This is a genomic window from Terriglobus albidus (genome assembly GCF_025685425.1).
GTDB classification, from domain to species: Bacteria; Acidobacteriota; Terriglobia; order Terriglobales; family Acidobacteriaceae; genus Terriglobus; species Terriglobus albidus.
In genome coordinates this window covers 1-21,486 of sequence record NZ_JAGTAS010000032.1, presented here as the reverse complement: position 1 = coordinate 21,486, position 21,486 = coordinate 1, and the positions used below count along the sequence as shown (strand labels likewise).

Sequence of the window (21,486 nt, the reverse complement as noted above, 5' to 3'; positions counted from 1 at the left end):
TGGCGACTCCATGACTGCTGCCGTGGATCTTCCGGATTCACCTTCTGCAAGATTTATCCAGTCACAAAGTTCGTCGGCTCCGGCCGAGTCGCAGATGGATGCCGACCGTCGAGCCAGGGAACAGCAGGAGCAGGCCGCACGTGAGGTGAAAGAAGAGGAGAAGCAACGCATTGGCGGGGTCCTCCCGAACTTCAATGTTGTTCTCAATGGACACGCTGCGCCAATCTCCACATCCCAGAAATTCAATCTTGCGTTTCATAGCATCACTGATCCCGCCACCATAGGCCTGGCAGTTGTCGCCGGCGGATATGGAGAATATTCAGACAATCACACCGGATATGGTCACGGACCGGCAGGCTATTTCAAGCGCTTCGGCGCTGCGTATGCTGACAACGCGAATGGCACACTCATCGGAAACGCAATCTTGCCCAGCCTCCTTCATCAGGATCCCCGGTATTACCGTAAAGGAGACGGCTCGATTGCTTCTCGTATTGTCTATTCTGCGTTGACCACGTTCATCTGCCACGGAGACAACGGTCGCCGTCAATTCAATGTGTCAAATGTGCTGGGAAATTTCATCGCTGGAGGCATTTCGAATGCATACTATCCAAGCGACGAACGCGGAGCCGCTCTTACGATCGAGAATGCCTCGATTGTTACGGTAGAAGGAATGATTGGAGCCCAGCTGTTGGAGTTCTCTCCGGATTTGACCGCTTATTTTCAACGGAAAAGGCAAGCAAGGCGTGAGCGGAAGCTTGCGGCAATTGCGAACACCCGGTAGTCACCGTCGGATGGGGAGCTCAGGTCTTCGACCTTCCTGAAAGAACATTGCCATTTTCCTGCGAAGAAGACGACATTCGCAGATTTATCCAGAGTTACAGTATCAGAAAATTGCTCTAGATGCGCTGCCGCGGAACAGGATGGCAATTGAACCGCACCTACATCATTGAACAGATCTAAATCTGTTCAATGACGCGAGCTATCTGCTCCAGACCCCAATCGAGATCGCCGGGGCTGATCGTAAGCGGTGGTGCAATCCGGATCACCTTTTCGTGCGTCTCCTTGCAGAGAACACCGCGATCACGAATTTGTTCGCAGAACGGCCTCGCAGGCACGTTGAGTTCTATAGCGAGCCACAGGCCAATGCCACGCACTTCAACCACGTGCGGGCTGCGAATCTGCCTGAGTTTTGCAAGAGCGTGGGCGCCTAACTCCGCCGAGCGCGTGGAAAGATCTTCGTCGACAATGACACGGAGCGCGGCCCGGGCGACCGCGCAGGCCAGAGGGTTACCGCCAAAGGTGCTGCCATGATCTCCGGGCCGAAACACACCGAGGACTTCACGCGACGAGAGTACCGCCGACACAGGATAGAACCCTCCAGACAGCGCCTTACCGATGATGAGGACATCAGGCCTGATCTGATCATGCATGTAGGCAAAGAGCTTTCCTGTGCGTCCAAGGCCGGACTGGATCTCATCTAGAATCAGCAACACATTGTTTTCACGACATAACTTCGCTACCTCACCAAGGTAGCCGGCAGGAGGAAGAATAATTCCTGCCTCCCCCTGGATCGGTTCAACCAGGAAGGCACAGGTGTTGGGTGTGATCGCATTGCGTAACGCTTCGACGTCTCCATAGGGGACGTTCCGGAAGCCTGCAGCGAATGGGCCAAAGCCGTCGCGATATTGCGGCTCAGTAGAAAAGCCCACGATAGAAATCGTCCGGCCATGGAAGTTGTTGGCACAGACGATGATCTCGGCGCGGTCTTTCGCTACTCCTTTGACCTTCTCGCCCCACTTGCGGGCTGCCTTGAGAGCCGTTTCGACGGCCTCGGCTCCGGAGTTCATGGGCAGCGCCATATCGAACCCGGTCAGATCGTGCAGATCGCGGAGCAGCAGCGGGAGCTGTGTGTTGCGAAAAGCACGTGAAGTCAGTGCAACCTTGCCCGCCTGTTCCGTCAAAGCACGAAGTATCGCAGGATGACAGTGACCCTGATTCACCGCGGAATAGGCGGCGAGAAAATCCAGATAGCGCCGGCCCTCTACGTCGGTGACCCAGGCGCCTTGCGCGCTCTCGATGACGACATCGAGCGGATGATAGTTGTGGGCGCCATACTTCTCTTCGAGCGCGATTAGATCGTTAGCGGCAGAAGACTGCGATGTCAGATGCATGGTTTCATGAGGCGACTCAGTGGTCGTAACAAACTTGGGAAGTAGATGGAGTTCTGGAGTCAACTGCATGACCAGACATTTAGCAGCGCCCCCGGCTTTAAGGAACTCACTCAATTCTACTTGGATTACCTCGAATCCACGAGTCATGAGCCTGCGTTCGAGTTCAGCGCTGATGCGGTTGAGCACGATGGTCTTGCCAATGTTGACTGCGTTGCATGCGAAGCTCATCGCATCTTGTTCGCTGACAACGATGCGCTGGGCTGGTGAGTAGTAGGATTCGATCCTTGCGATCGATGCCTGATCAAACGCAGGTGGATAGTAGAGCAGGGAACCGTCTTTGAGCGGGGCGAAACAGGTGTCAAGGTGATAGAAACGCGGGTCCACGAGATGAAGACCTGCCACCTCCACGTCCCATTGTTCACAGCCCCATAGTTCACGAAGAATTGCGTGACTGCTTTCGCTCGTGCGGTATCCATATCCCACCCAGAGGCGTAACCGGTCGGAGGAGAACAGTGCATCGCCTTCGCCCTCGAAGGAAATCTCGCGAGGTAGATCAGCGACTCTATAGCCAGCATCGGCGAACCAGCGACGGAAGTGCGTCTCCTCGTTCTGCCGCTCTGGATAGTAGAAGCTGCTGATGACGACAGTACCGGCGTGCGCAAGGCCCGCGTTCGCTGTAAAGACCATGTCGGGCGAGCCGGCGACAGGTTCCACCAGAAGAACGTGTGCCATGCCGCACAGGACCCGGTACAACTTCTGCCACTGCTGCGTGGCAAGCGGCAGCGAAGCTTTACCCAGGTTTCCCCGCATCCAGGGATTGATGACGTAAGAAACGTCATAAAACCTGGGCGGGCACATCAGTAGCGCAGGGACAGGATAATTTTCGCCAGGAAGAGGCTGTTTTTCCTTCTCCTTATATGGCTCGGTAATCATGGCCCGTACCCGCTCCCATGGTCTGGAGAATGGCAGAACGTATGCTGACGGGTCAACGAGAATGATTATTCAATGGAGGTTGAATAAATATTCACTGCAATCGGCATCAGGATCCCTCCACCTCCCGGCAGGCTGACTCGCAACCGCTAGATCTAACTAGGGCGTATCGACAAATTCGATCGGTCTGAGGCGATCAGCGTATGGCTGAAATTGGTGGGAGCAGCGGGCTTCAGCCTGCTGATAAAGACGTAAAAGTAAGAGGGCTTTAAGCCCTGGGCTTTCTCTGACAGATAGGAAAGCCCAGGGCTGAAAGCCCATTTCTTAGTGAGCGATAGACCGTGGGCTAAAAAGCCCACGGCTCCCACCCGATTCGAGTTTTGCTCGAATAATTCCCACACCGAACTCGGTTAGCGGGATACCCGAATATCCCACCCCTTGCCTTATTACCCCAACGAACCAGGTTCGTTTTGGACTCCGAGTCGCAATAGATGATGCGCACCGAGAGTATGCGTTCCAGAATTTGTCGATATACCCTCGTCGTCCGGACAGTTTGTAGTGTGCATTGTTACCACGGTGCGCTATACTTCCGGGCGAAACGGGGTCAAGCATATGTTCACGCCTGACAATCCGAGCAATGGCTTCGTGCTTATCGCAGTTCGGTGCAGATCGTCGCGCCAGAACTTGTCTGAAACGGCCCGGGCTGTTCCCAGCACCGTACGGCCGAACCTCTTCTCCGGCGACTAGCGTTTCCACCTAAATCCAGGGTACTGAGCTTCAGCTTCGTCTGAAGGCGATCTTGTCGCGTTTTGATCGCGATATCGGCCATGGCTCAGAGGTGAAACCAGATTGCTCGCCAGCCTGCGGGAGAAACGTATGAGCATCGAAATACAAGCATCTGTACGCGTCGCTGACTCCAGAATGCACGCAAAATTTGGTCCAAAGTTGGCCACCAGCGTGCCAGGACCGCTAGCGCAAACAATAGTGATCGAGGACCAACGTCTCATTTCGCCAAGCTACACGCGCGGCTATCCTCTCGTCGTAAAGAATGGGTGTGGCTGCCGGATTGAAGATGTAGATGGCAACGAGTTTCTGGACTTCACTGCCGGTATCGCCGTCAACTCTACCGGCCATTGCCATCCAGAGGTCGTGAAGGCGATCCAGGATCAGGCTGCGCGGCTGATCCACATGTCCGGTACCGATTTTTACTACGATCTGATGCCGCAGCTCGCATCGCGTCTGTCTGCCATTGCGCCGATGCCTGGGCCGCATCGTTTTTACTTCGGAAATTCAGGCGCAGAAGCTGTGGAGTGCGCGTTGAAGCTGGCGCGCTACCACACCGGCCGGCAAAACATTATCAGCTTCTTCGGCAGCTTCCATGGCCGCACGATGGGCGCGCTCTCGCTCACTGCTTCCAAGATCCAGCAGAAGCGCCGCTTTGCTCCGCTGGTTCCTGGTGTTACGCACGTGCCGTATCCCTATCCGTATCGCCGCCGGGTCAAAGGGCCGCAGGAAGAGGAGGCGTATGGTTTGGCATGCGCACGCTTTCTTGAAGAGAAGCTGTTTAAGACAACGTTGCCGCCCGAGGAAGTCGCCGCCATCTTCGTCGAACCCATTCAAGGCGAAGGCGGATACGTCGTGCCGCCGAATAGCTTTCTACAGGAGCTTCGACGCATCTGTGACCGTCACGGCATTCTTCTGGTTGCGGATGAGGTCCAGTCAGGTGTCGGAAGAACAGGAAAATGGTGGGCCATCGAACACTCCGGTGTTGAGCCCGACATCGTCTGTATCGCGAAGGGAATTGCCTCCGGCATGCCGCTGGGCGTCTGTATGGCGAAGGCTGAGCTGATGGATTGGGTCCCAGGCTCGCATGCAAGTACCTATGGCGGAAACCCCATCTGCCTTGCGGCCGCGATGGCGACCCTGGACATCGTCGAGCGCGAAGGCATGGACAACGCTGCGAGGGTCGGAGTGGCAGCCCTTGCAAGGCTCGGCGCCTGGGTGGAAAAGTATGAGATCGTTGGAGACGTTCGTGGACGCGGTTTGATGATCGGAGTCGAGATCGTCGAGGACAAGCAATCGCGCAAACAGGCAGGAGCACTGCGCGACCGCATCGTCAATCTCGCTTTCGAAAAAGGGTTGCTGCTGCTTGGCTGTGGCGAGAATACGGTCCGCCTGTGCCCGCCGCTGATCGTTACGCAGGAAGAAACGGATGTTGCTCTCGACATCCTTGAAGAATGCGTTCAGGAAGAGTGCGTCATGCACACCACTCGATAACAGAATCCCGGAATCAGAAAAGGAGAAGGAAGATGCTGACCAAGGTAGCTGTAGTGCAGGAAACGCTCGAAAGGATTGCCGGTGCGGAGCGCTCGCGCCGCCTGTTTGAAGTGCTCAAAGTTCCTGAAAGTCTCATGGCAGAGTCTGGTACGAATATTTCGCGCGCGGGCATTGCGCAAGTCCTGAACATGATGCTGTTCGAAGACCTATTAAATCGCGTGCCGGATGCAAAACACTACGCGGAAGATTGTCTTCGTGATGGCAAGAAGATCATGCATGACCATGGGGCCGTCCGTACGGTCGCACTCAATGGCATGGGTGCGTTGCCGGCAGGCGAAGAGGCAATCACACGCATCCTGCGCCCGCTCGGTTATGCGCTGAACGGCGTTTATCCGCTGGAGCGTCTGAAGATGACTGGACGTTCGTATGCCCAGGTGGAGTACCCGGAGGAACTTGCACAGTTCTTTATCAGTGAGCTACACCCGGACCGCTTCTCGGCGGAGTTCCAGGCCGCCGTCCGACGTGTGACTTCTACCTCTCGCGATCCGCTTACGGCGGGGGCGAAGTCTCTACTGGTTGAATTGGAAGCGCAGCATTCTCTGCCTGTAGAAAAAGCGATTGCGTTGTTGCCCGTGCTTGTAAAGGTCTTCAGTCGCCAGCATGATGATCCGGCTCTTGCAGACTACGAGAGTTTGCTGGCTGAGTCTGCTGAGATGGCATGGATCGCAACGGAAGGAAACGCTTTCAACCACGCTACGGACCGAGTTGCGGATGTCGATCGTTTGGCTGAAGAGCAGAAGGCGCTTGGCCGCGCCATGAAGGCAACGGTTGAGACCTCACAATCAGGCAGGGTTCGCCAGACTGCATTTCTTGCAGCGCGGGTGCGGCGTAACTTCCGCATAGAAGGTGGCAGTCTGATTGAAAAGGAAGTACCCGGGTCGTTCTACGAGTTCATCACCCGGCTTCCGCTTCCGGCAGAAGATGGAAAGACAAAGCTTGACTTGAGCTTTGACAGCTCCAATGCTCAGGCAATCTTCAAAGTGACCGCCAATCAGAAGTAGGACACCACCGTTCGGTAACGGAGAAGTGAACGATGACGACCGATAAGAGTTCTCTCGAACAAGAGGTGCATCAATTGCTCTCAAACCTGGGGGTGCCCGCCGCGGCTTATACACACGGTGAACTGGTCGTGCGGACACCTATTACCGGCCAGGTGATTGCGCGCGTCGCGAAGACTGACGCGGCAGCAGCCAATGAGGCTCTTACGAAGGCACGGAATGCATTCGTTGCATGGCGCAGCGTTCCCGCTCCCAAACGCGGAGATCTGGTTCGACTGCTTGGCGAAGAGCTACGGTCGGAGATCTCCACACTTGGTCGGCTTGTGACAATTGAAACCGGCAAGATCCTGTCAGAAGGTCTCGGGGAGGTGCAGGAGATGATCGATATCTGCGCCTTTGCCGCCGGACTATCGCGACAACTTACCGGTCTCACCATCACCTCTGAGCGCGCGAACCACCGCATGATGGAGACATGGCATCCGCTCGGTGTCGTCGGCGTGATCTCCGCGTTCAACTTTCCGGTCGCGGTGTGGTCCTGGAATGCAGCACTCGCACTGGTCTGTGGCAACGCCGTGGTATGGAAGCCCTCGGAGAAGACACCGCTCACAGCACTTGCGACGGAGGCGCTGTTTGAACGGGCGGCAGCTAAATTTGGCGGCGTGCCCACTGGACTCTCGACGCTGCTAGTGGGGAATGGAAGTCTGGGACAGATGCTTGTCGATAGTCCGAGTGTGTCGCTGGTCTCAGCGACCGGCTCGACTGCGATGGGGCGTGCCGTTGCACCGCGGCTCGCAGGGCGCTTCGCGCGAGCCATCCTGGAGTTGGGCGGAAACAACGCCGCGATTGTCTGCCCAAGCGCCGACCTGGATCTGACTCTGCGCGCCATCGCCTTCTCGGCGATGGGCACAGCGGGGCAGCGTTGCACGACGCTTCGCCGATTGATCGTGCATGACACCATCTACGACAACCTTGTCACGTCGCTCAAGAAGGTTTATCAATCGGTCGTTATCGGCGATCCGCGCAAAGCCGGCACGCTGGTCGGTCCGCTGATCGATGCACGTGCCTTTGAAGCAATGCAGCGTGCTCTCGAAGAAGCACGCAGGGCACGAGCAACGATCACCGGAGGAGAGCGTGTTACGCCGGATGGTAGTTCGGACGAGGCGTTCTATGTTCGTCCCGCGCTCGTCGAAATTGCCGGCCAGGCAGAGATCGTAAGGCGCGAGACCTTCGCGCCTATTTTGTATGTTCTAAAGTACCGCGATTTCGAAGAAGCTCTCCATCTGCATAACGATGTGCCGCAGGGTCTCTCCTCCTCCATCTTTACGCTCAATATGCGCGAAGCCGAGCGCTTTCTCTCCGCAAGTGGATCCGACTGCGGCATCGCGAATGTCAACATCGGCACCTCCGGCGCTGAAATTGGCGGAGCCTTCGGCGGCGAAAAAGACACCGGCGGAGGTCGCGAGTCAGGCTCCGACGCATGGAAGCAATACATGCGCCGCGCTACCAACACCATCAACTACGGAATGGATCTCCCTCTTGCACAGGGGGTGAGCTTTGAGATCACCTAGTGTCGTGAGTCTGAGTTCATAGCAAAATGTTGTCATCCTTAACGTAGTGAAGGACCTGCTTTTTCACCACAATGAAGATGGACATATTGAAAATGCCAACCTCGGACTGGTGCGTGCCCGCTTATTCACTGACTCCGAACGCTAATTTCAAACCAAACATGCGTTACTGCTTCAGGGGAGCATGATGCAGAACTGCCTCCATCGTCTCCCGAATCGCTCCCACCACCGCTGACGGGTCTTCGAGAGGAATTGCATGTCCCGAATCCTCGACCTCGATGACTTTGCTGTTCGTAGAAAGCGTTCGCTCCGCCCTCTTCGCCGTGATCTTTTCCTCGTGAGAGGCATGGTCAACCATACCAATCATTACCACCAACGGTTTGTTTCCGAATGGATGTCCGAAGTCCTCAAGTTCATACAGAAATTCGAATTCCTCTGGTGTGTAATCCGTTTCTTCCGTGAGGCCCACTTTCGGTGGCAGTGTCTGTGCCCAGAGTTGTAGCTTCTGAATCTCAGGTGGCAAACGATCAAACGGCGCCCCAATCTTGCGGCTCTTGAACTTCATCGCCTGTTCCCGTTCCGCATCGGCGATTGGAATCGGAGATCCCGTCTCCATGGTGTGAACCGGCGGAATTGTCCGTTTTGCCAGGTCTCGCACCCGCACCAATTTCCCCCAGTAACCAAGCGTCGAATCCGGGCTCGGCGTATCCACAAGTACGATCCCGGCAGTCTCGTCCGGATATCCTTCCGCGAATGTCATCATCACCAACCCACCGATCGAATGACCGACCAGGATATAAGGCCCTTTCTCCCCGGAGATCCTGAGGGCTCGCTCCACTTCGTTGGCTTCCTGCCGCATCGTCATCGGTTGCGGACCGGCATCGCTCCACGCCGACCCTGCGCGGTCATAGGAACAGATGCGCGCAGAACTTTCGAGTCTCTGCTGTACGAGGTACCACGCAATTGAAAAATCCCCGCCTCCCGGCGAGAGCACAACCGTCTGTCTCCCTTTGCCTGTGCAGTAGAGGTGAAGACGATATCCGCCAAGGTTAACCATCTTCCCCAACGGCGCGGGATCAGCCGCCTGCGCGTAAGCATCGACGGTAAGGGCTGCCATCAGAATTGCAGTCCAAAAAGAAGCTGAAATCATCTTTGCTGCCCTCGCTGTCGTCGAAGTATGTTTCTAATTCGCCGTCGAAATCTGCATAGCTCAATTACATTCTCTTATTCTTTATTCTCGATAACAGCATCTCCTGACTAATTGGGACTACCTGGCAAGCTGCTTACGTTCGCGTGAGCAATGCGATGACCTCGGGTTCGTCCGATAGAAAGATATAGGGTGTGACACTTCCGCCCAGTCGACAGCGGACGGCGGCGATGCAATCGACCGAAGCAGGGGAACCAGCTACTGAGTGCGCATGGAGCGTCACCTCGAAGTGATGGGGCCGGATGCCGGCGGCGAGAGTTTCCACCTGCAGCGCCACGTGAGGTGAAGCTTGCCGTACGAATCAAGCATTCGCTGAGCCTGTTTTATCAATGGGTTTTAGGGGATTGATCAATATCAAAGTGAAAACCTAAGCCACTGATTCTTTGGAGCACCGGGCGGGAATTGAACCCGCGAATACTGGTTTTGCAGACCAGCGCGTTAGCCACTTCGCCACCGGTGCTCTTGAACTCCGCCGCGCGCCAGTGAAGGGCCCGGCGGAGTGAATTTCCTGTTACAGATTACAACGAAACTGCGCTACTCCGGCTGAGGAGCATTACGGCCACGAAGCATTACTTCGGCTGCGGAGCCGTACGCAGATAAGGCTTCACGGTCTTGTAGCCCGGGAAGATCTTGTCTGCTTCTTCGTTCGAGACAGCGCCGGTGATGATGATATCTTCGCCGGGCTTCCAGTTCGCCGGAGTCGCAACCTTGTGCTTGGCGGTGAGCTGGATGGAGTCCAGAACGCGCAGGATCTCATCGAAGTTGCGGCCCGTGGTCATCGGGTAGGCAAGCTGCAGCTTGATCTTCTTGTCGGGTCCGATAACGTAGACCACGCGAACGGTGGCGTTGTCAGCCGGGGTGCGGCCTTCGCAGCTATCGCCGGCTTCGGCGGGAAGCATGCCGTAGAGCTTGGCCACCTTCAGGTCGGTGTCGGCGATGATGGGGTAGTTCACATCGGCGCCGGTCACGTCCTTGATGTCCCGTGCCCAGCGGCTGTGGCTCTCTGCCGGGTCAACGCTCAGGCCGATGACCTTAGCGCCGCGGGCAGCGAAGTCCTTCTCGAGAGCGCCTACGGCGCCGAGCTCGGTGGTGCAGACCGGAGTGAAGTCCTTGGGGTGCGAGAAGAGCACAGCCCAGTTGTCGCCGATCCACTCGTGAAAGTTGATTGGGCCCTGCGAGGTTTCGGCCTTGAAATCAGGTGCGGTGTCATTGATCCGGAGTGACATCTGCTTTGTTTCCTTCCTTGAAAGTTCGTTCGTTTTCCTGTCGGGTCAAAAAGCGGCTGAAAGTTTGAAACCCACCCGGCCTGCAGGCTTCGGGTGGGTTTCTGAGTCCTAATCTCTGAACTTGTCAGTTCGATTCGCTCATTCGCACACCCGCATCGGGCCACAGCAACAGCAGCGGCAGCAGCACATGCAGGAGTTGGCGAAACGAGTGATCATTAGCTTGATACAAAGCCTAGTCTCATGCGGAGCCCGGTGTCAAACCTGCGGAATGTGGCAGAATTCTTCCGGGTCGCATGCATCCAAAAACGCGAACGCGAAAACGGAGGAATGAGAGAAATGGCGTGGACAAGGCGTGAATTTACCAGACTAGGTGCACTGAGCACGGCAGCCATCGCTGTTCCTGGTGCGGTTCCAGACATATTCGCACAGCAGCAGGAACGGGTCGGCTTCGCCGTCATCGGGCTGGGCGTCATCGCCGACCACTTCATGCGCGGTGTGAAGCAGTCGCAGCGTTGTAAGATCACGGCCCTTGTCAGCGGACATCGTGACAAGGCCGAACGCATCGCGGCGCAGTATGACGTTCCAAAGGACTCGATCTATAGCTACGAGGACTTCGACCGTATCCGGGACAACAAAACAGTGCAGGCCGTCTATGTCGCTCTGCCTAACTCCATGCATGCCGAGTACACCATCCGCGCGGCCAAGGCAGGCAAGCACGTCTTCTGCGAGAAGCCGATGGCGCTAAGCTCGGCCGAGTGTCAGCAGATGATCGGTGCCTGTAAAACCGCGAACGTAAAACTGATGATTGCTTACCGCATGCAATATGAGCCGCTGACGCTGAAATGCATCGAGATGGTGCGCAGTGGCAAGATCGGCGATGTTGTCGCATTCGAGGGGCAGTTCGGCTTCAACATTCAGCCCGGCGTATGGCGTACGAAGAAGGCTCTGGCCGGCGGCGGCAGTGTCTTCGACGTTGGTATCTATGCGCTGCAGGCGGCTCGCATGTTCACGGGCGAGGAGCCGGTAGAGATTAAGGCCGTCGCCGGCACGGTGCACAAGAACGATCCGCGCTTTGCAGAGATGGAAGAGTCGGTCGAATGGAGCATGCGCTTCCCCAGCGGAGTGGTGGCCAGTTGTGCCTCCACCTACGGAGGACAGATGGAGGGCTTCATGCGTGTCCATGGTGCGTCCGGAACCCTGGAGATGGGGCCAACCTACGGCTATGACGGTGTCACCATGCGCGGCCGGGGAAAAGGCGAGCACTGGGAAGAGAGCAATCCCGAAAAGGACCCGAAACAGTTCGAGCGTGAGGCCGATCACTTTGCGGAGTGTGTCCAGACAGGGCGTACCCCGAAGACTCCAGGCGAAGAGGGGCTGCGCGATCTTACCTATATTGAGAAGATCTACGAGTCAGCCGGCATCAAGCTGTAGGACTCGACAGATCGCAACCAGCGGGAGCAATCAAAGTATGGCGGACGGCAGAGAAGAGCGGACGGAAGAAGAGGCCCGGCGCGAGTGGGAACGCAAGCGGCGCGGAGGGTCCGATCGTGACTACGACAGCGAGTACGACGGACCTGAAGGCGACCGGGAGCGCGGCGGCTCTTAGAGCATTTTCCCTGTTGCTGTGTATTCCGGAAGGGGCGTGAAGCGGCGTTTTCATTGCGGAAACGCCCAATAGATGCGGAAGCCCTGCTCTACATCTACAGGAAGAATGCTTCAGGTCATCTTGAACCTGGCCCGGGCCACTCGAAAGGGGTGGTCCGGAGCACACTCCTTTGGTCTGGGATTTCCTTGGTGCAGACGCTACTCTGCGCCTTGGGGGGCTAAGTATGAAATGCGTGTGTATCACCGCAGCCACTGATGCCATTCAGACCTTCGAGTTTGCCCTGACCGAGGTTGATACCCCAACCTGCGGCGAGGGTGAGATTCTTATTCGCGTTCACGCAGCCGCTATTACGCCGAGTGAACTCCTCTGGTATCCCACAACCCATACGAAAGAGGGTAATCCGCGCGTCAGGCCAATTCCCGGGCATGAGTTCTCCGGTACCGTCGCCGCAGTCGGCAGCGGAGTTACAGGTATGGTGCCCGGCCAGGCTATCTTTGGCATGAATGACTGGTTCGCCAACGGCGCACTGGCAGAATTCTGTATCACCCGTCCGGAGATGGTAGCCATCATGCCGAAGAATCTCTCCTTTGCGGCGGCGGCCTCGGTTCCTATCTCAGCCCTTACGGCATGGCAGGGGCTGTTTGATCGCGGCAACCTCAGAGCGGGCGAGAAGGTCCTGGTATTGGGTGGTTCAGGCGCGGTTGGAGCCTATGTTATCCAGCTTGCGCGGATGCACGGAGCGGAGATCCTCGCTACCGCTTCGATGGGCAAGCATGACTTCGTGAAGAATCTCGGCGCCGAACGCGTGATTCACCCATCGAAGGATGGGCTGGCGGATATTGGCGCCGGTATGGATGTCATCTTCGATACGGTCGGCGGAAATCTGTTGGAACAGGCATGGCCATTGCTCCGGGAAGGCGGACGCATGGTGACCATCGTTGAAGAAAACAGCCAGGATCCGCGGCAAAAGGCTGCATTCTTTATCGTCCATGGAGACCGGACACAGCTCTCCGATATCGCCATGCTGCTCGATGCCGGATATCTCACGCCTTACGTGGCTGCGGAGATCGATCTCGAGCGTGTGCCTGCCGCATTTACCGGCCGGGAGATTCGAGGCGATCGCCCGGGCAAGGTTGTTTTGACTATGGGTGAGCAGAGCTAGAGAGTATCGGTGCGTAGAGTTTATTCTTAATTGTCATTTCGCAGCGAAGCGGAGAAATCTGCTTCTCTACCCATTCTTCGCTGTTTGACTGGCGATCGCGCTTTGGGCGGATCGCGTGCCGTGAGCTTTTAGCCCACGGTCTATTGGGTCAATAAAAGAAGCGGGTTTTACCCTGGGTCTTTGTTTTGAATATCGACATGCACCGTCCTGTTACCAAGTTGTCTCATTTGATGACAGCGCCGGTTCGGACTTCACTTCCTTGTCTTTGTGCAGCCGGTAGTAGGCCAGAAACTCTTCGCGCTGCATGGCTTTGGCGAAGAACCATCCCTGGCCGTAGCGGACACCGCGGCTGCGCAGATACTCCGCCTGTGCGGCTGTCTCAATCCCTTCAGCAATGATCTCTAGCTGCAGTTCATTGGCCATATCGATGATGTGGGCGATCACGGTGCTGGTCGCCGACTCGGTGCCGATGGCGTCCACGAACGACTTATCGATCTTGAGAACATTCAATGGGAGCGAGTGGAGCAGGCCCAGGTTGGAATAGCCTGTTCCGAAGTCGTCGACCGCGATGATGTGCCCCTGTGCCTGAGCGCGCATCAGCGTATCGCGTGCGGCAGTAGCGTTGATGAATCCACGTTCGGTTACTTCCAGCCAGATGCGGTTTGGAGGAATACCTCTTTCGCGCAGCAGTTCGGCCAGCAAGGGCAGGGGGCGTCCGGTCTCCACATCGTCCGCGCTCAGATTGATCGCAATGTGCAGGCCGGCTTTACGGGAGAGGAATGGATACATATCGGCGATCGTCCTCTCCACGATCAGATCGGTGATCAGGCGGATGAGCTCACTCTGTTCCGCCACTGGGATAAAGATGTTCGCTCCGACGATGGTGCCATCGGGGCGATGCCAGCGTGCAAGCGCCTCCGCACCGATGCAGCGGCCGGTTGCCAGCTCGACGATGGGCTGATACCAGGGAATGAACTCCTTGTTCTTAACGGCAATCTCCAGCTCGGAGAGAGGTGAGAGCCGGCGGCGGAGTGCCCAGGTGATAGTGCCGACCATCAGGCCTGCTATCAGGAGGCCGACGGGCAGCAATACAAGCTCCTGCCGGTGAAAATCTGCTCGGGTATACGTGCGGCGTTCGATGGCAACTGCCGTCCAAAGTGATGTTCGGTAGCTGGAGTAAAGCAAGTTGCCGGCCTCGCCAGGACCTGGATGATCGATAGCCTGACGAACGACCGCAGGATCAGGATTGTTGAGCGTAGCCAGGACTTCGCCGTTGCTGTTGGCCAGGGCAAGGGCCATCTCATTGTCGACCAGAACGTCGACCATGCGGACCGGATCGACCAGCACGTTATGAGAGCCGTACTCGAAGCCGATCATGGGCTGCCCCCGGGTGACAAGAGGAGTCACACGTAGATGGACGCCGATGCCGCCATCGATCCGGTAATCTGGCGGGCGCCTTGGAAGAGGATGGTCGACTACGCCCCACGAGGTGCAGACAAGATATCCATCCTTGAAGAAGCCCACCTCATTAATGGCGCGGTGATTCATGGTGTACAACCGCATGGCTTCGATGTGCGCCTGGGAGCAGTCGTGCCAGCGCTGGGCCTCCACGTCCTTTAAGGCGGCCACGGCGTCGCTGAGCGTAATATTCGCCCGCATGACAGTCCAGTTGCCATAGTCGGTGAGATGGCGCTGTTCCGTCTCGACCGAGCGGGAGCGGCCAAGCAGATACATCGCCATGAGTGGAAGCACGGCGGCAGTGCAGGAGAGAAGTACAGCTGCGGCGATGAGACGGGATCGCTTCAGGGCATCTACTCCTCGTCGGTTGTAACGCTCAAGGGTATATCACTTGCCCGCAACTCAAATCTACGGAGATCTACATGGGCGGCTAAGAGCAGTTCACCTAAAGGTGTAGAGCGGAGCTTTGGCAGTTTGCGCCGTTTTCCTTCGAAGAAAACGGCATTCACAGATTTATCCAACACTACAGTATTAGGAGAATTGCTCTAAGAGCATTTTCCCTGTTGCTCGGTACCCGCAGAGGCGTCCAGCGGCGTTTTCTTTGCGGAAAACGCCCATAGATGCGGAAGCCCTACATCACACCTACAGGGAAAATGCTTTAGCCCATGTACATGCCGCCATTGACGTCAAGTGTGTGTCCGGTAATGTAGCCTGCCTCTTCACTGGCGAGGAAGGCAACCGCATAACCCACTTCTTTGTCGGTGCCGGGGCGGCCCAGAGGAATCTGTGTGCCGAAGAATGCCTTCTGCTCGTCCGAAAGGAGGTGGGTCATGGCTGTCTCGACAAAGCCGGGCGCAACTGCGTTGACGGTGATGCTGCGGCTGGCAAACTCGCGCGCCAGCGCCTTGGTCATACCGATCATGCCGGCCTTGGAAGCGGCGTAGTTGACCTGTCCGGCCTGTCCGATCTCGCCGACAACCGAGGTGATGTTGATGATCCGGCCCCACCGGTTCTTCATCATCGGCGAGATCAGCGCCTGTGTCAGAAGAAAGCTGCCGGTCAGGTTGGTCGAGAGCACCGAGTCCCAGTCATCGCGCTTCATGCGCAGGACCAGTGTGTCCCTTGTAATGCCGGCGTTGTTGACCAGAATCTCAACCTTCCCGAACCTGGCGATGATTTCCTTGGCTGCGGCCTTAATGGATTCCTCGGAGGAGATATCGAGAGCGAAGGCTTCGGCAGTACCGCCGGCGTCGCGGATCTCGGCTGCGACGGCTTCAAGCTTGTCAACCTGGCGTGCGGCCAGTGCGACGGTGGCCCCGTGACGGGCAAGTTCCAGTGCGCAGGCGCGTCCAATGCCCTGCGATGCTCCGGTGACGAGTGCGATACGGCCTTGAAGTGTCGGCATCTTTGCTGCGGGTACTCCTTTTCCTGTCAGAGCCGATTATAGGCGGGCGAACGCCGATCCAGACCGCCATCTCTTGCTCTGGAAAATGACCGGCGTATTCCAGATGCCGATTGGCTATGCTTGGAGGTGCCATGAGTGACGTCCGCCAGAACCCCACCGCATTTCCGGAGAACATGAACACGACCGAGGTGTACGCCATTCACGGCGCCGATCCTGAGGTGCTGGCCTATGCCATGGCCAAGTACTCACGCTCGGCTCTTTCGATGAAAGAGTCATTGAAAGAGATCAGCACCCAGCGTGCCGAGCAGTTCCTCAACACCTTCTACTTTGCATACGGTCATCGCTCCATCGCTGACCTGGCGCACGTTGCGTTCGCGATCGAACGGCTGAGCCTGCTGGCAGCCATTGCCCTGGTGGACGAGCAGCGCTGGGATGGGCAGGAGCGCTCGACCCGCTATCAGGACTTCAAAAAGAGCGGCTGGTATACGCCTGCGCTGCGAGAAAAGACCGCCGAGTATACCGCTGCCATTGAAAAACTGTTCATCGCCTATGACCGCATCGGCAAGCAGATGCTGGAGGCATTAAAGGGAGCTATCCCGCAGCCTGCGGAGATGAAAGACGATGCCTATGTTCGCACGCTCAAGGCTCGCGCTTTCGATGTCGCTCGTTATCTGCTGCCGTTGGCAACGAATACCTCCCTCGGGCAGATTGTGAATGCACGCACGCTGGAAGGGCAGATTGCGCGGCTTCTTGGTTCGGAGTTTGCCGAAATTCGGCAGCTTGGCGAGAAGCTGCGTGAAGCAGCCACCGGTCCGGCATGGAACGTTCACGCTGATGAGGCCCGGGTACTGTGCCAGGAGATCAAATCCGTGGACGGGATGTGCGGTGACCGCGCCCTGGCCGTGTTGGGCCGCGAGGTAAAGGTCTCTCCCACGCTGGTGAAGTATACCCAGCCCTCCGCCTATGAAGCATCGACAAAGCAGGAACTGCGTGCAGCAGCGGCTGAGCTGATGCAGGGAGCAGCGATTGAGCCGGCTCCGTTGGTCGATCTGGTGGATGACTCCGAGGGGCTGGAGGTGGAACTCGCTGCCTCGCTGCTCTATCCGCACTGCCACTACTCCTACCGCCAGATTCGCAATGCCGTCACCGGTCTTTCGGCGGCGCAGCGCGATGCCATTGTGGCGCTCGGCGCGAAGCATCGCGGACGGCATGACGAACTCACGCGTGCCTTCTCTTCAGGCCACGGCTTTGGTTTCGACATCCTGATGGATATCGGTGGGTTCCGCGACATGCACCGTCATCGCAAGTGCGTGCAGCTTATCCAGGAGTTTACTGACGTGCACGGCTACGAGATCCCCGAGTGCCCAGGTCAGCCGAGTTTGGCTGATGCAGGCCTGGAAGAGGAGTACCGCGAAGCGATGGAGGCAAGCTTTGCCGCCTACCGTGCACTCCGCGACTCCGGCTTGCCCGAGGCGGAACAGTCAGCCCAGTATTTGCTACCGCTGGGTACGCGCGTCCGTGCGCTCTTCAAGATGGACTTCGCGGAGGCCCTCTATATCAGTGAGCTTCGCTCCGGCGTCGCCGGCCACTTCTCCTACCGCAATGTGGCTTGGGAGATGTATCGCGCCGTAGCAGAACGCCATCCCTCACTGGCAAGCTACTTCCGCACGGTCGACATCGACGAACCCATCGATCTGTTGAAACGATAGCTATAACCCTCTGGGTCCCCCAACGAACTTTGTTCGTTGGGGTGAACGTTCGCAAAGCTAGGGCGGGAAAGGATTACCTCGTAACTTCAATGAAAAGAGATTCTTGCAGGAGAAACACAAAAAGGGAGTGTAAAGTGTCTCCGTTTCACTAGCAACGAAGCATACCGACAAATTTTGTTCTGTGGCTTGTTAGAAATTTGGGGTATTCCTTGCCCACCCTGGCGTTGCGAGGGAGGGGTACCCCGGTGGGAGAAGCGCCCATCCAGCAACTGCTTTTGACACAGCCGCAATCGGCCTCCCGGTATACTGCAAGGGCACGCCTCCTCACCAAATGACTGAAAAAATTATCAATTTCCTCTTGCCGTACGTTACCGGCCTGATCGCCGCGCTGCACTACCCGGGCATTGCTCTTCTCATGGGCATTGAGTCGGCCTGCATTCCGCTTCCCAGCGAAATCATCATGCCATTTGCCGGCTATGTGGTGTACCAGGGCAAGATGAGCCTCTTTTGGGCGGCCACTATGGGTGCGCTCGGCTGCAACCTCGGCTCGGTGGTGGCGTACTGGCTCGGAGCCTACGGCGGGCGTCCGCTGGTCGAAAAGTTCGGGCGTTATGTGTTGATGAGCAAGCACGACCTCGACCGTGTCGACCATTACTTTCAGAAGTATGGAGACATCACGGTGCTGATCGGGCGTCTGCTGCCCGTGGTGCGCACCTTTATCGCGCTACCCGCCGGCATCGCAAAGATGCCGCAGCTCCGCTTCCACATCTATACCTTCATCGGCTCATGGCCCTGGTGCTTTGCCCTGGCATGGGTGGGCATGAAGGCCGGGGAAAGCTGGAATGACCCGAACTCCACGCTGAAGAAGGTGCTGCACAAGGCGGACGCAGCGATTCTGCTGATACTCGTCGCCGGCATCGTTTGGTTCGTCTGGACACACCTGAAGAATTCACGCAGCGAAGCAAACGCTTAAAAGCAGTCGCAAGTTAATAGTTAAAAGTTAAAGAGGGATCTTGTAGTGAGGCAGGGGTTTTGCTTCTCCAGCAAGATCCTTTTTTATTTTGGCGCGTAGAAAAAGAGGGACTCTGGTGAGGCCATAGCTTCAACTCACCACAGAATCCCTCTTTAACTTTTAACCTTCAACTTTTAACTCTTCAAAGCGGCCAGAGCCACGCAGCTCCGCGGACACCGGAGGAGTCGCCGTGCTTGGCCTCCACCACGGGTGTATCGACGCCGCCGCCGAAACTGTACTTTTCGATCAGGGCGGGGAGGTTCTGGTAGAGGCGCTTTGCCTTCGAAAGACCTCCTCCCATGACGATCACGTCCGGGTCGAGGATGTGGATAACGTTGGATAAACCCCTGGCCAGACGGTCCTCCAAGCGAGAAAAAGCAGCCAGGGCATCAGGGTCGCCACCTTCGGCCATGACCCCCACCTCGGCGCCGGTCTTTGCGACACCGGTAACGCGGGTGAAGTCGTTGCCCAGACCGGTCCCGGAGACCCACGTCTCCATGCACCCGTGCTTGCCGCAGTAGCAGGGGGGACCGGGAACCTCATCAGCCGTGGGCCAGGGCAGGCCATTGTGACCCCACTCGCCGGCGATGGCATTGCGTCCCTCGTGGACGCGGCCGTGCAGGGCGATGCCCCCGCCGCAGCCGGTTCCGATGATGACAGCGAAGACGGTGGCGATACCTGCGGCGGCGCCGTCGGTCGCCTCGGAGACGGCAAGGCAGTTCGCGTCATTGGCACAGCGGACCTCGCGGCTGAGTGCAGCACTTAGATCGCGCTCAAATGGCTTGCCGATCAACCAGGTTGAATTCGCGTTCTTGACCAGTCCTGTGCTGCGCACGATGGTGCCCGGCATACCGACACCGACTGTAGCTGAAATACCAAGTTCAGACTCAATTCCGGTGACTAAGTCACGGATAGCTTCTACGGTTGCGGAGTACTCTCGTGGGGTTGCAATGCGTAACCGTTTACGTTCCTGGCCGTGCTCATCCAACACCAGGGCTTCTATCTTCGTTCCACCTAGATCAATGCCAATACGCGCGTTCTGCATGGTTAAAGCATAAGTTGTCGCACGTGAAATTGGTGAGATACTTTAGCTTCCGTACAACGGAAAGTAAGAAACATAGAGGGAAGGTTGTGACGCAGTATGTCTAATCACAACGCAGCCAACGAAGCTGCGGCGCAGATTCAGCCCGCCAAGGGAAAACTTGGCGTCATGATTCCAGGCATGGGCGCAGTTGCGACGACGCTCATCGCAGGTGTTGAGGCAGTTCGCAAAGGTTTTGCAAAACCCATCGGTTCGCTGGCCGAGATGGGAACCATCCGGCTCGGCAAACGCACCGAGGGAAATTCACCGCTGATTAAGGACTTCGTTCCACTGGCTGACCTGAATGACCTCGTCTTCACCGGTTGGGACATCTTCGGTGGCAATCTGTATGACGCTGCAAAGACGGCTCAGGTTCTCGATCGCGATCAATTGGATCAAATTAAGCCGTTCCTCGAAGGCATTGAGCCGATGCCGGCAGTCTTCGACAAGCATTACGTCAAGCGTCTCGACGGCAAGAAGGTGAAGACCGGCCGCAGCAAGTGCGATCTTGCCAATCAGATCCGCAACGATATCGCGGAGTTCAAGACAAAGACCGATCGTCAGGTGATGATCTGGTGCGGCTCGACTGAGATCTTCCTGGAGCCGAAAGAGGTCCACTCCACGCTGGAAAAATTTGAAAAGGGTCTGGTCAACGACGATCCCGATATCGCACCCTCGATGATCTACGCCTGGGCCTGCCTGAAAGAAGGCATTCCCTTCATCAATGGCGCACCCAACCTCACCGTGGACATTCCTGCGCTGCAGGACCTTTCGAAGCAGGCAGGTGTGCCCACCGCGGGTAAGGACTTCAAGACCGGCCAGACCTTTATGAAGACCGTGCTTGCTCCGGCTTTCAAGACGCGTATGCTCGGCCTCTCGGGCTGGTATTCGACGAACATTCTGGGCAATCGGGACGGCGAAGTTCTGGACGATCCGGATAACTTCAAGACCAAGGAAGAGACCAAGCTGGGTGTACTCGATTACATCCTGCAGCCGGATCTCCATCCCGATCTGTACAAAGATATCTACCATAAGGTCCGCATCAACTATTACCCGCCGCGCGGCGATAACAAAGAAGGCTGGGATAACATCGATATCTTCGGATGGCTCGGCTACCCGATGCAGATCAAGGTGGACTTCCTCTGCCGCGACTCCATTCTTGCCGCACCGCTGGCGCTGGATTTGGTGCTCTTCATGGATCTCGCCAACCGCACGCCGGCGCTGAAGAAGCTGGGCATGCAGGAGTGGCTGAGCTTCTACTTCAAGGCGCCGACGGTGCCCGAAGGGCTATATCCGGAGCACGATCTTTTTATTCAGTCCATGAAGCTGAAGAATACTCTCCGCCACATTATGGGTGAGGGTCTTATTACTCACTTAGGCCTGGATTATTACGGAGATTAGAAACTGGTTGAATAGTTGAATAAGTTGAATGGTTGAATAGTAAGTAAGCCTCCTCGCGGAGGCTTACTTGTCTGTGGACGCAGCCTTGTTCTGTCATCCTTGTATCTCTGAGGTAGCGGCAGTTTGTAAGAGACTGTTGTGGTGGGGGAGACGAGGCATCGTCTCCCCCGCGGGCGGACGGCACCCGTTCATCCTGCGGTCACAGCGACCGACGCTCA

17 protein-coding genes and 1 tRNA gene are annotated in these 21,486 nt (G+C 56.9%); 10 read left to right on the top strand and 8 right to left on the bottom strand.

Annotation, left to right across the window (positions count from 1 at the left end):
- Positions 1-10 precede the first annotated feature (10 nt).
- A complete protein-coding gene (locus OHL21_RS06310) occupies positions 11-781 on the top strand; it encodes a hypothetical protein (RefSeq protein WP_263416402.1) in 771 nt (256 codons plus the stop codon).
- A gap of 175 nt (positions 782-956) precedes the next feature.
- On the opposite strand, the gene rocD is transcribed toward OHL21_RS06310, so the two are convergent.
- Positions 957-3,104: an ornithine--oxo-acid transaminase gene (gene rocD, locus OHL21_RS24395; protein WP_317889964.1), complete on the bottom strand. Its 2,148-nt coding sequence runs from the start codon at positions 3,102-3,104 to the stop codon at positions 957-959.
- Positions 3,105-3,977: 873 nt separating this feature from the next.
- On the opposite strand from rocD, the gene OHL21_RS06295 reads away from it, so the two are divergent.
- The 3 genes from OHL21_RS06295 to amaB are packed head-to-tail and all read left to right on the top strand — an operon-like array spanning position 3,978 to position 8,004.
- A complete protein-coding gene (locus OHL21_RS06295; RefSeq protein WP_263416401.1) occupies positions 3,978-5,378 on the top strand; it encodes an acetyl ornithine aminotransferase family protein in 1,401 nt (466 codons plus the stop codon).
- A 32-nt stretch (positions 5,379-5,410) separates the two neighbouring features.
- On the top strand, positions 5,411-6,439 hold the full coding sequence (locus OHL21_RS06290; protein ID WP_263416400.1) for a DUF1338 domain-containing protein: 1,029 nt from the start codon (positions 5,411-5,413) through the stop codon (positions 6,437-6,439).
- Between the two features lie 32 nt (positions 6,440-6,471).
- Positions 6,472-8,004, top strand: a complete 1,533-nt coding sequence (amaB, locus tag OHL21_RS06285; RefSeq protein ID WP_263416399.1) for an L-piperidine-6-carboxylate dehydrogenase — start codon at positions 6,472-6,474, stop codon at positions 8,002-8,004.
- A 163-nt stretch (positions 8,005-8,167) separates the two neighbouring features.
- Here the strand turns inward: amaB and OHL21_RS06280 are convergent, their stop codons facing one another.
- The 4 genes from OHL21_RS06280 to OHL21_RS06265 form a co-directional block, all read right to left on the bottom strand.
- A complete protein-coding gene (locus OHL21_RS06280) occupies positions 8,168-9,118 on the bottom strand; it encodes an alpha/beta fold hydrolase (RefSeq protein WP_263416398.1) in 951 nt (316 codons plus the stop codon).
- Between the two features lie 166 nt (positions 9,119-9,284).
- Positions 9,285-9,473, bottom strand: coding sequence for a hypothetical protein (locus OHL21_RS06275; RefSeq protein WP_263416397.1), 189 nt, complete (start codon positions 9,471-9,473; stop codon positions 9,285-9,287).
- Between the two features lie 119 nt (positions 9,474-9,592).
- Positions 9,593-9,668 (bottom strand) — tRNA-Cys (locus OHL21_RS06270).
- A 109-nt stretch (positions 9,669-9,777) separates the two neighbouring features.
- On the bottom strand, positions 9,778-10,434 hold the full coding sequence (locus tag OHL21_RS06265; protein WP_263416396.1) for a peroxiredoxin: 657 nt from the start codon (positions 10,432-10,434) through the stop codon (positions 9,778-9,780).
- Positions 10,435-10,770: 336 nt separating this feature from the next.
- Between OHL21_RS06265 and OHL21_RS06260 the strand changes: the two genes are divergently transcribed.
- From OHL21_RS06260 to OHL21_RS06250, 3 genes are all read left to right on the top strand, one after another.
- The gene (locus OHL21_RS06260; RefSeq protein ID WP_263416395.1) at positions 10,771-11,865 is read left to right on the top strand and encodes a Gfo/Idh/MocA family protein; all 1,095 of its coding nucleotides are present in this window, start codon (positions 10,771-10,773) and stop codon (positions 11,863-11,865) included.
- Between the two features lie 37 nt (positions 11,866-11,902).
- The gene (locus OHL21_RS06255) at positions 11,903-12,040 is read left to right on the top strand and encodes a hypothetical protein (protein WP_263416394.1); all 138 of its coding nucleotides are present in this window, start codon (positions 11,903-11,905) and stop codon (positions 12,038-12,040) included.
- A 232-nt stretch (positions 12,041-12,272) separates the two neighbouring features.
- The gene (locus OHL21_RS06250) at positions 12,273-13,202 is read left to right on the top strand and encodes an NADP-dependent oxidoreductase (protein WP_263416393.1); all 930 of its coding nucleotides are present in this window, start codon (positions 12,273-12,275) and stop codon (positions 13,200-13,202) included.
- A gap of 210 nt (positions 13,203-13,412) precedes the next feature.
- Here the strand turns inward: OHL21_RS06250 and OHL21_RS06245 are convergent, their stop codons facing one another.
- On the bottom strand, positions 13,413-14,942 hold the full coding sequence (locus OHL21_RS06245; RefSeq protein WP_263416392.1) for an EAL domain-containing protein: 1,530 nt from the start codon (positions 14,940-14,942) through the stop codon (positions 13,413-13,415).
- Between the two features lie 376 nt (positions 14,943-15,318).
- Positions 15,319-16,065: a 3-oxoacyl-[acyl-carrier-protein] reductase gene (fabG, locus tag OHL21_RS06240; protein ID WP_263416391.1), complete on the bottom strand. Its 747-nt coding sequence runs from the start codon at positions 16,063-16,065 to the stop codon at positions 15,319-15,321.
- 131 nt (positions 16,066-16,196) lie between these two features.
- Here fabG and OHL21_RS06235 point away from each other — a divergent pair, with 131 nt between their 5' ends.
- Complete coding sequence (locus OHL21_RS06235) at positions 16,197-17,774, top strand: FAD-dependent thymidylate synthase (RefSeq protein WP_263416390.1); 1,578 nt, start codon at positions 16,197-16,199, stop codon at positions 17,772-17,774.
- 331 nt (positions 17,775-18,105) lie between these two features.
- Positions 18,106-18,747, top strand: coding sequence for a DedA family protein (locus OHL21_RS06230; RefSeq protein ID WP_263416389.1), 642 nt, complete (start codon positions 18,106-18,108; stop codon positions 18,745-18,747).
- Positions 18,748-18,928: 181 nt separating this feature from the next.
- Here the strand turns inward: OHL21_RS06230 and OHL21_RS06225 are convergent, their stop codons facing one another.
- Positions 18,929-19,831 carry an ROK family protein gene (locus OHL21_RS06225; RefSeq protein WP_263416388.1) on the bottom strand — a complete coding sequence of 301 codons (903 nt, stop codon included), beginning with the start codon at positions 19,829-19,831 and terminating at the stop codon, positions 18,929-18,931.
- 96 nt (positions 19,832-19,927) lie between these two features.
- On the opposite strand from OHL21_RS06225, the gene OHL21_RS06220 reads away from it, so the two are divergent.
- Positions 19,928-21,268, top strand: coding sequence for an inositol-3-phosphate synthase (locus tag OHL21_RS06220; RefSeq protein WP_263416387.1), 1,341 nt, complete (start codon positions 19,928-19,930; stop codon positions 21,266-21,268).
- The last annotated feature ends 218 nt before the right edge of the window (positions 21,269-21,486 follow it).

Coding starts and splice junctions, on each gene's coding strand:
- OHL21_RS06310 (WP_263416402.1), top strand. CDS start 11: ATGACTGCTGCCGTGGATCTTCCGGATTCACCTTCTGCAAGATTTATC.
- rocD (WP_317889964.1), bottom strand. CDS start 3,104: ATGATTACCGAGCCATATAAGGAGAAGGAAAAACAGCCTCTTCCTGGC.
- OHL21_RS06295 (WP_263416401.1), top strand. CDS start 3,978: ATGAGCATCGAAATACAAGCATCTGTACGCGTCGCTGACTCCAGAATG.
- OHL21_RS06290 (WP_263416400.1), top strand. CDS start 5,411: ATGCTGACCAAGGTAGCTGTAGTGCAGGAAACGCTCGAAAGGATTGCC.
- amaB (WP_263416399.1), top strand. CDS start 6,472: ATGACGACCGATAAGAGTTCTCTCGAACAAGAGGTGCATCAATTGCTC.
- OHL21_RS06280 (WP_263416398.1), bottom strand. CDS start 9,118: ATGGCAGCCCTTACCGTCGATGCTTACGCGCAGGCGGCTGATCCCGCG.
- OHL21_RS06265 (WP_263416396.1), bottom strand. CDS start 10,434: ATGTCACTCCGGATCAATGACACCGCACCTGATTTCAAGGCCGAAACC.
- OHL21_RS06260 (WP_263416395.1), top strand. CDS start 10,771: ATGGCGTGGACAAGGCGTGAATTTACCAGACTAGGTGCACTGAGCACG.
- OHL21_RS06255 (WP_263416394.1), top strand. CDS start 11,903: ATGGCGGACGGCAGAGAAGAGCGGACGGAAGAAGAGGCCCGGCGCGAG.
- OHL21_RS06245 (WP_263416392.1), bottom strand. CDS start 14,942: ATGGCGATGTATCTGCTTGGCCGCTCCCGCTCGGTCGAGACGGAACAG.
- fabG (WP_263416391.1), bottom strand. CDS start 16,065: ATGCCGACACTTCAAGGCCGTATCGCACTCGTCACCGGAGCATCGCAG.
- OHL21_RS06235 (WP_263416390.1), top strand. CDS start 16,197: ATGAGTGACGTCCGCCAGAACCCCACCGCATTTCCGGAGAACATGAAC.
- OHL21_RS06230 (WP_263416389.1), top strand. CDS start 18,106: ATGACTGAAAAAATTATCAATTTCCTCTTGCCGTACGTTACCGGCCTG.
- OHL21_RS06225 (WP_263416388.1), bottom strand. CDS start 19,831: ATGCAGAACGCGCGTATTGGCATTGATCTAGGTGGAACGAAGATAGAA.
- OHL21_RS06220 (WP_263416387.1), top strand. CDS start 19,928: ATGTCTAATCACAACGCAGCCAACGAAGCTGCGGCGCAGATTCAGCCC.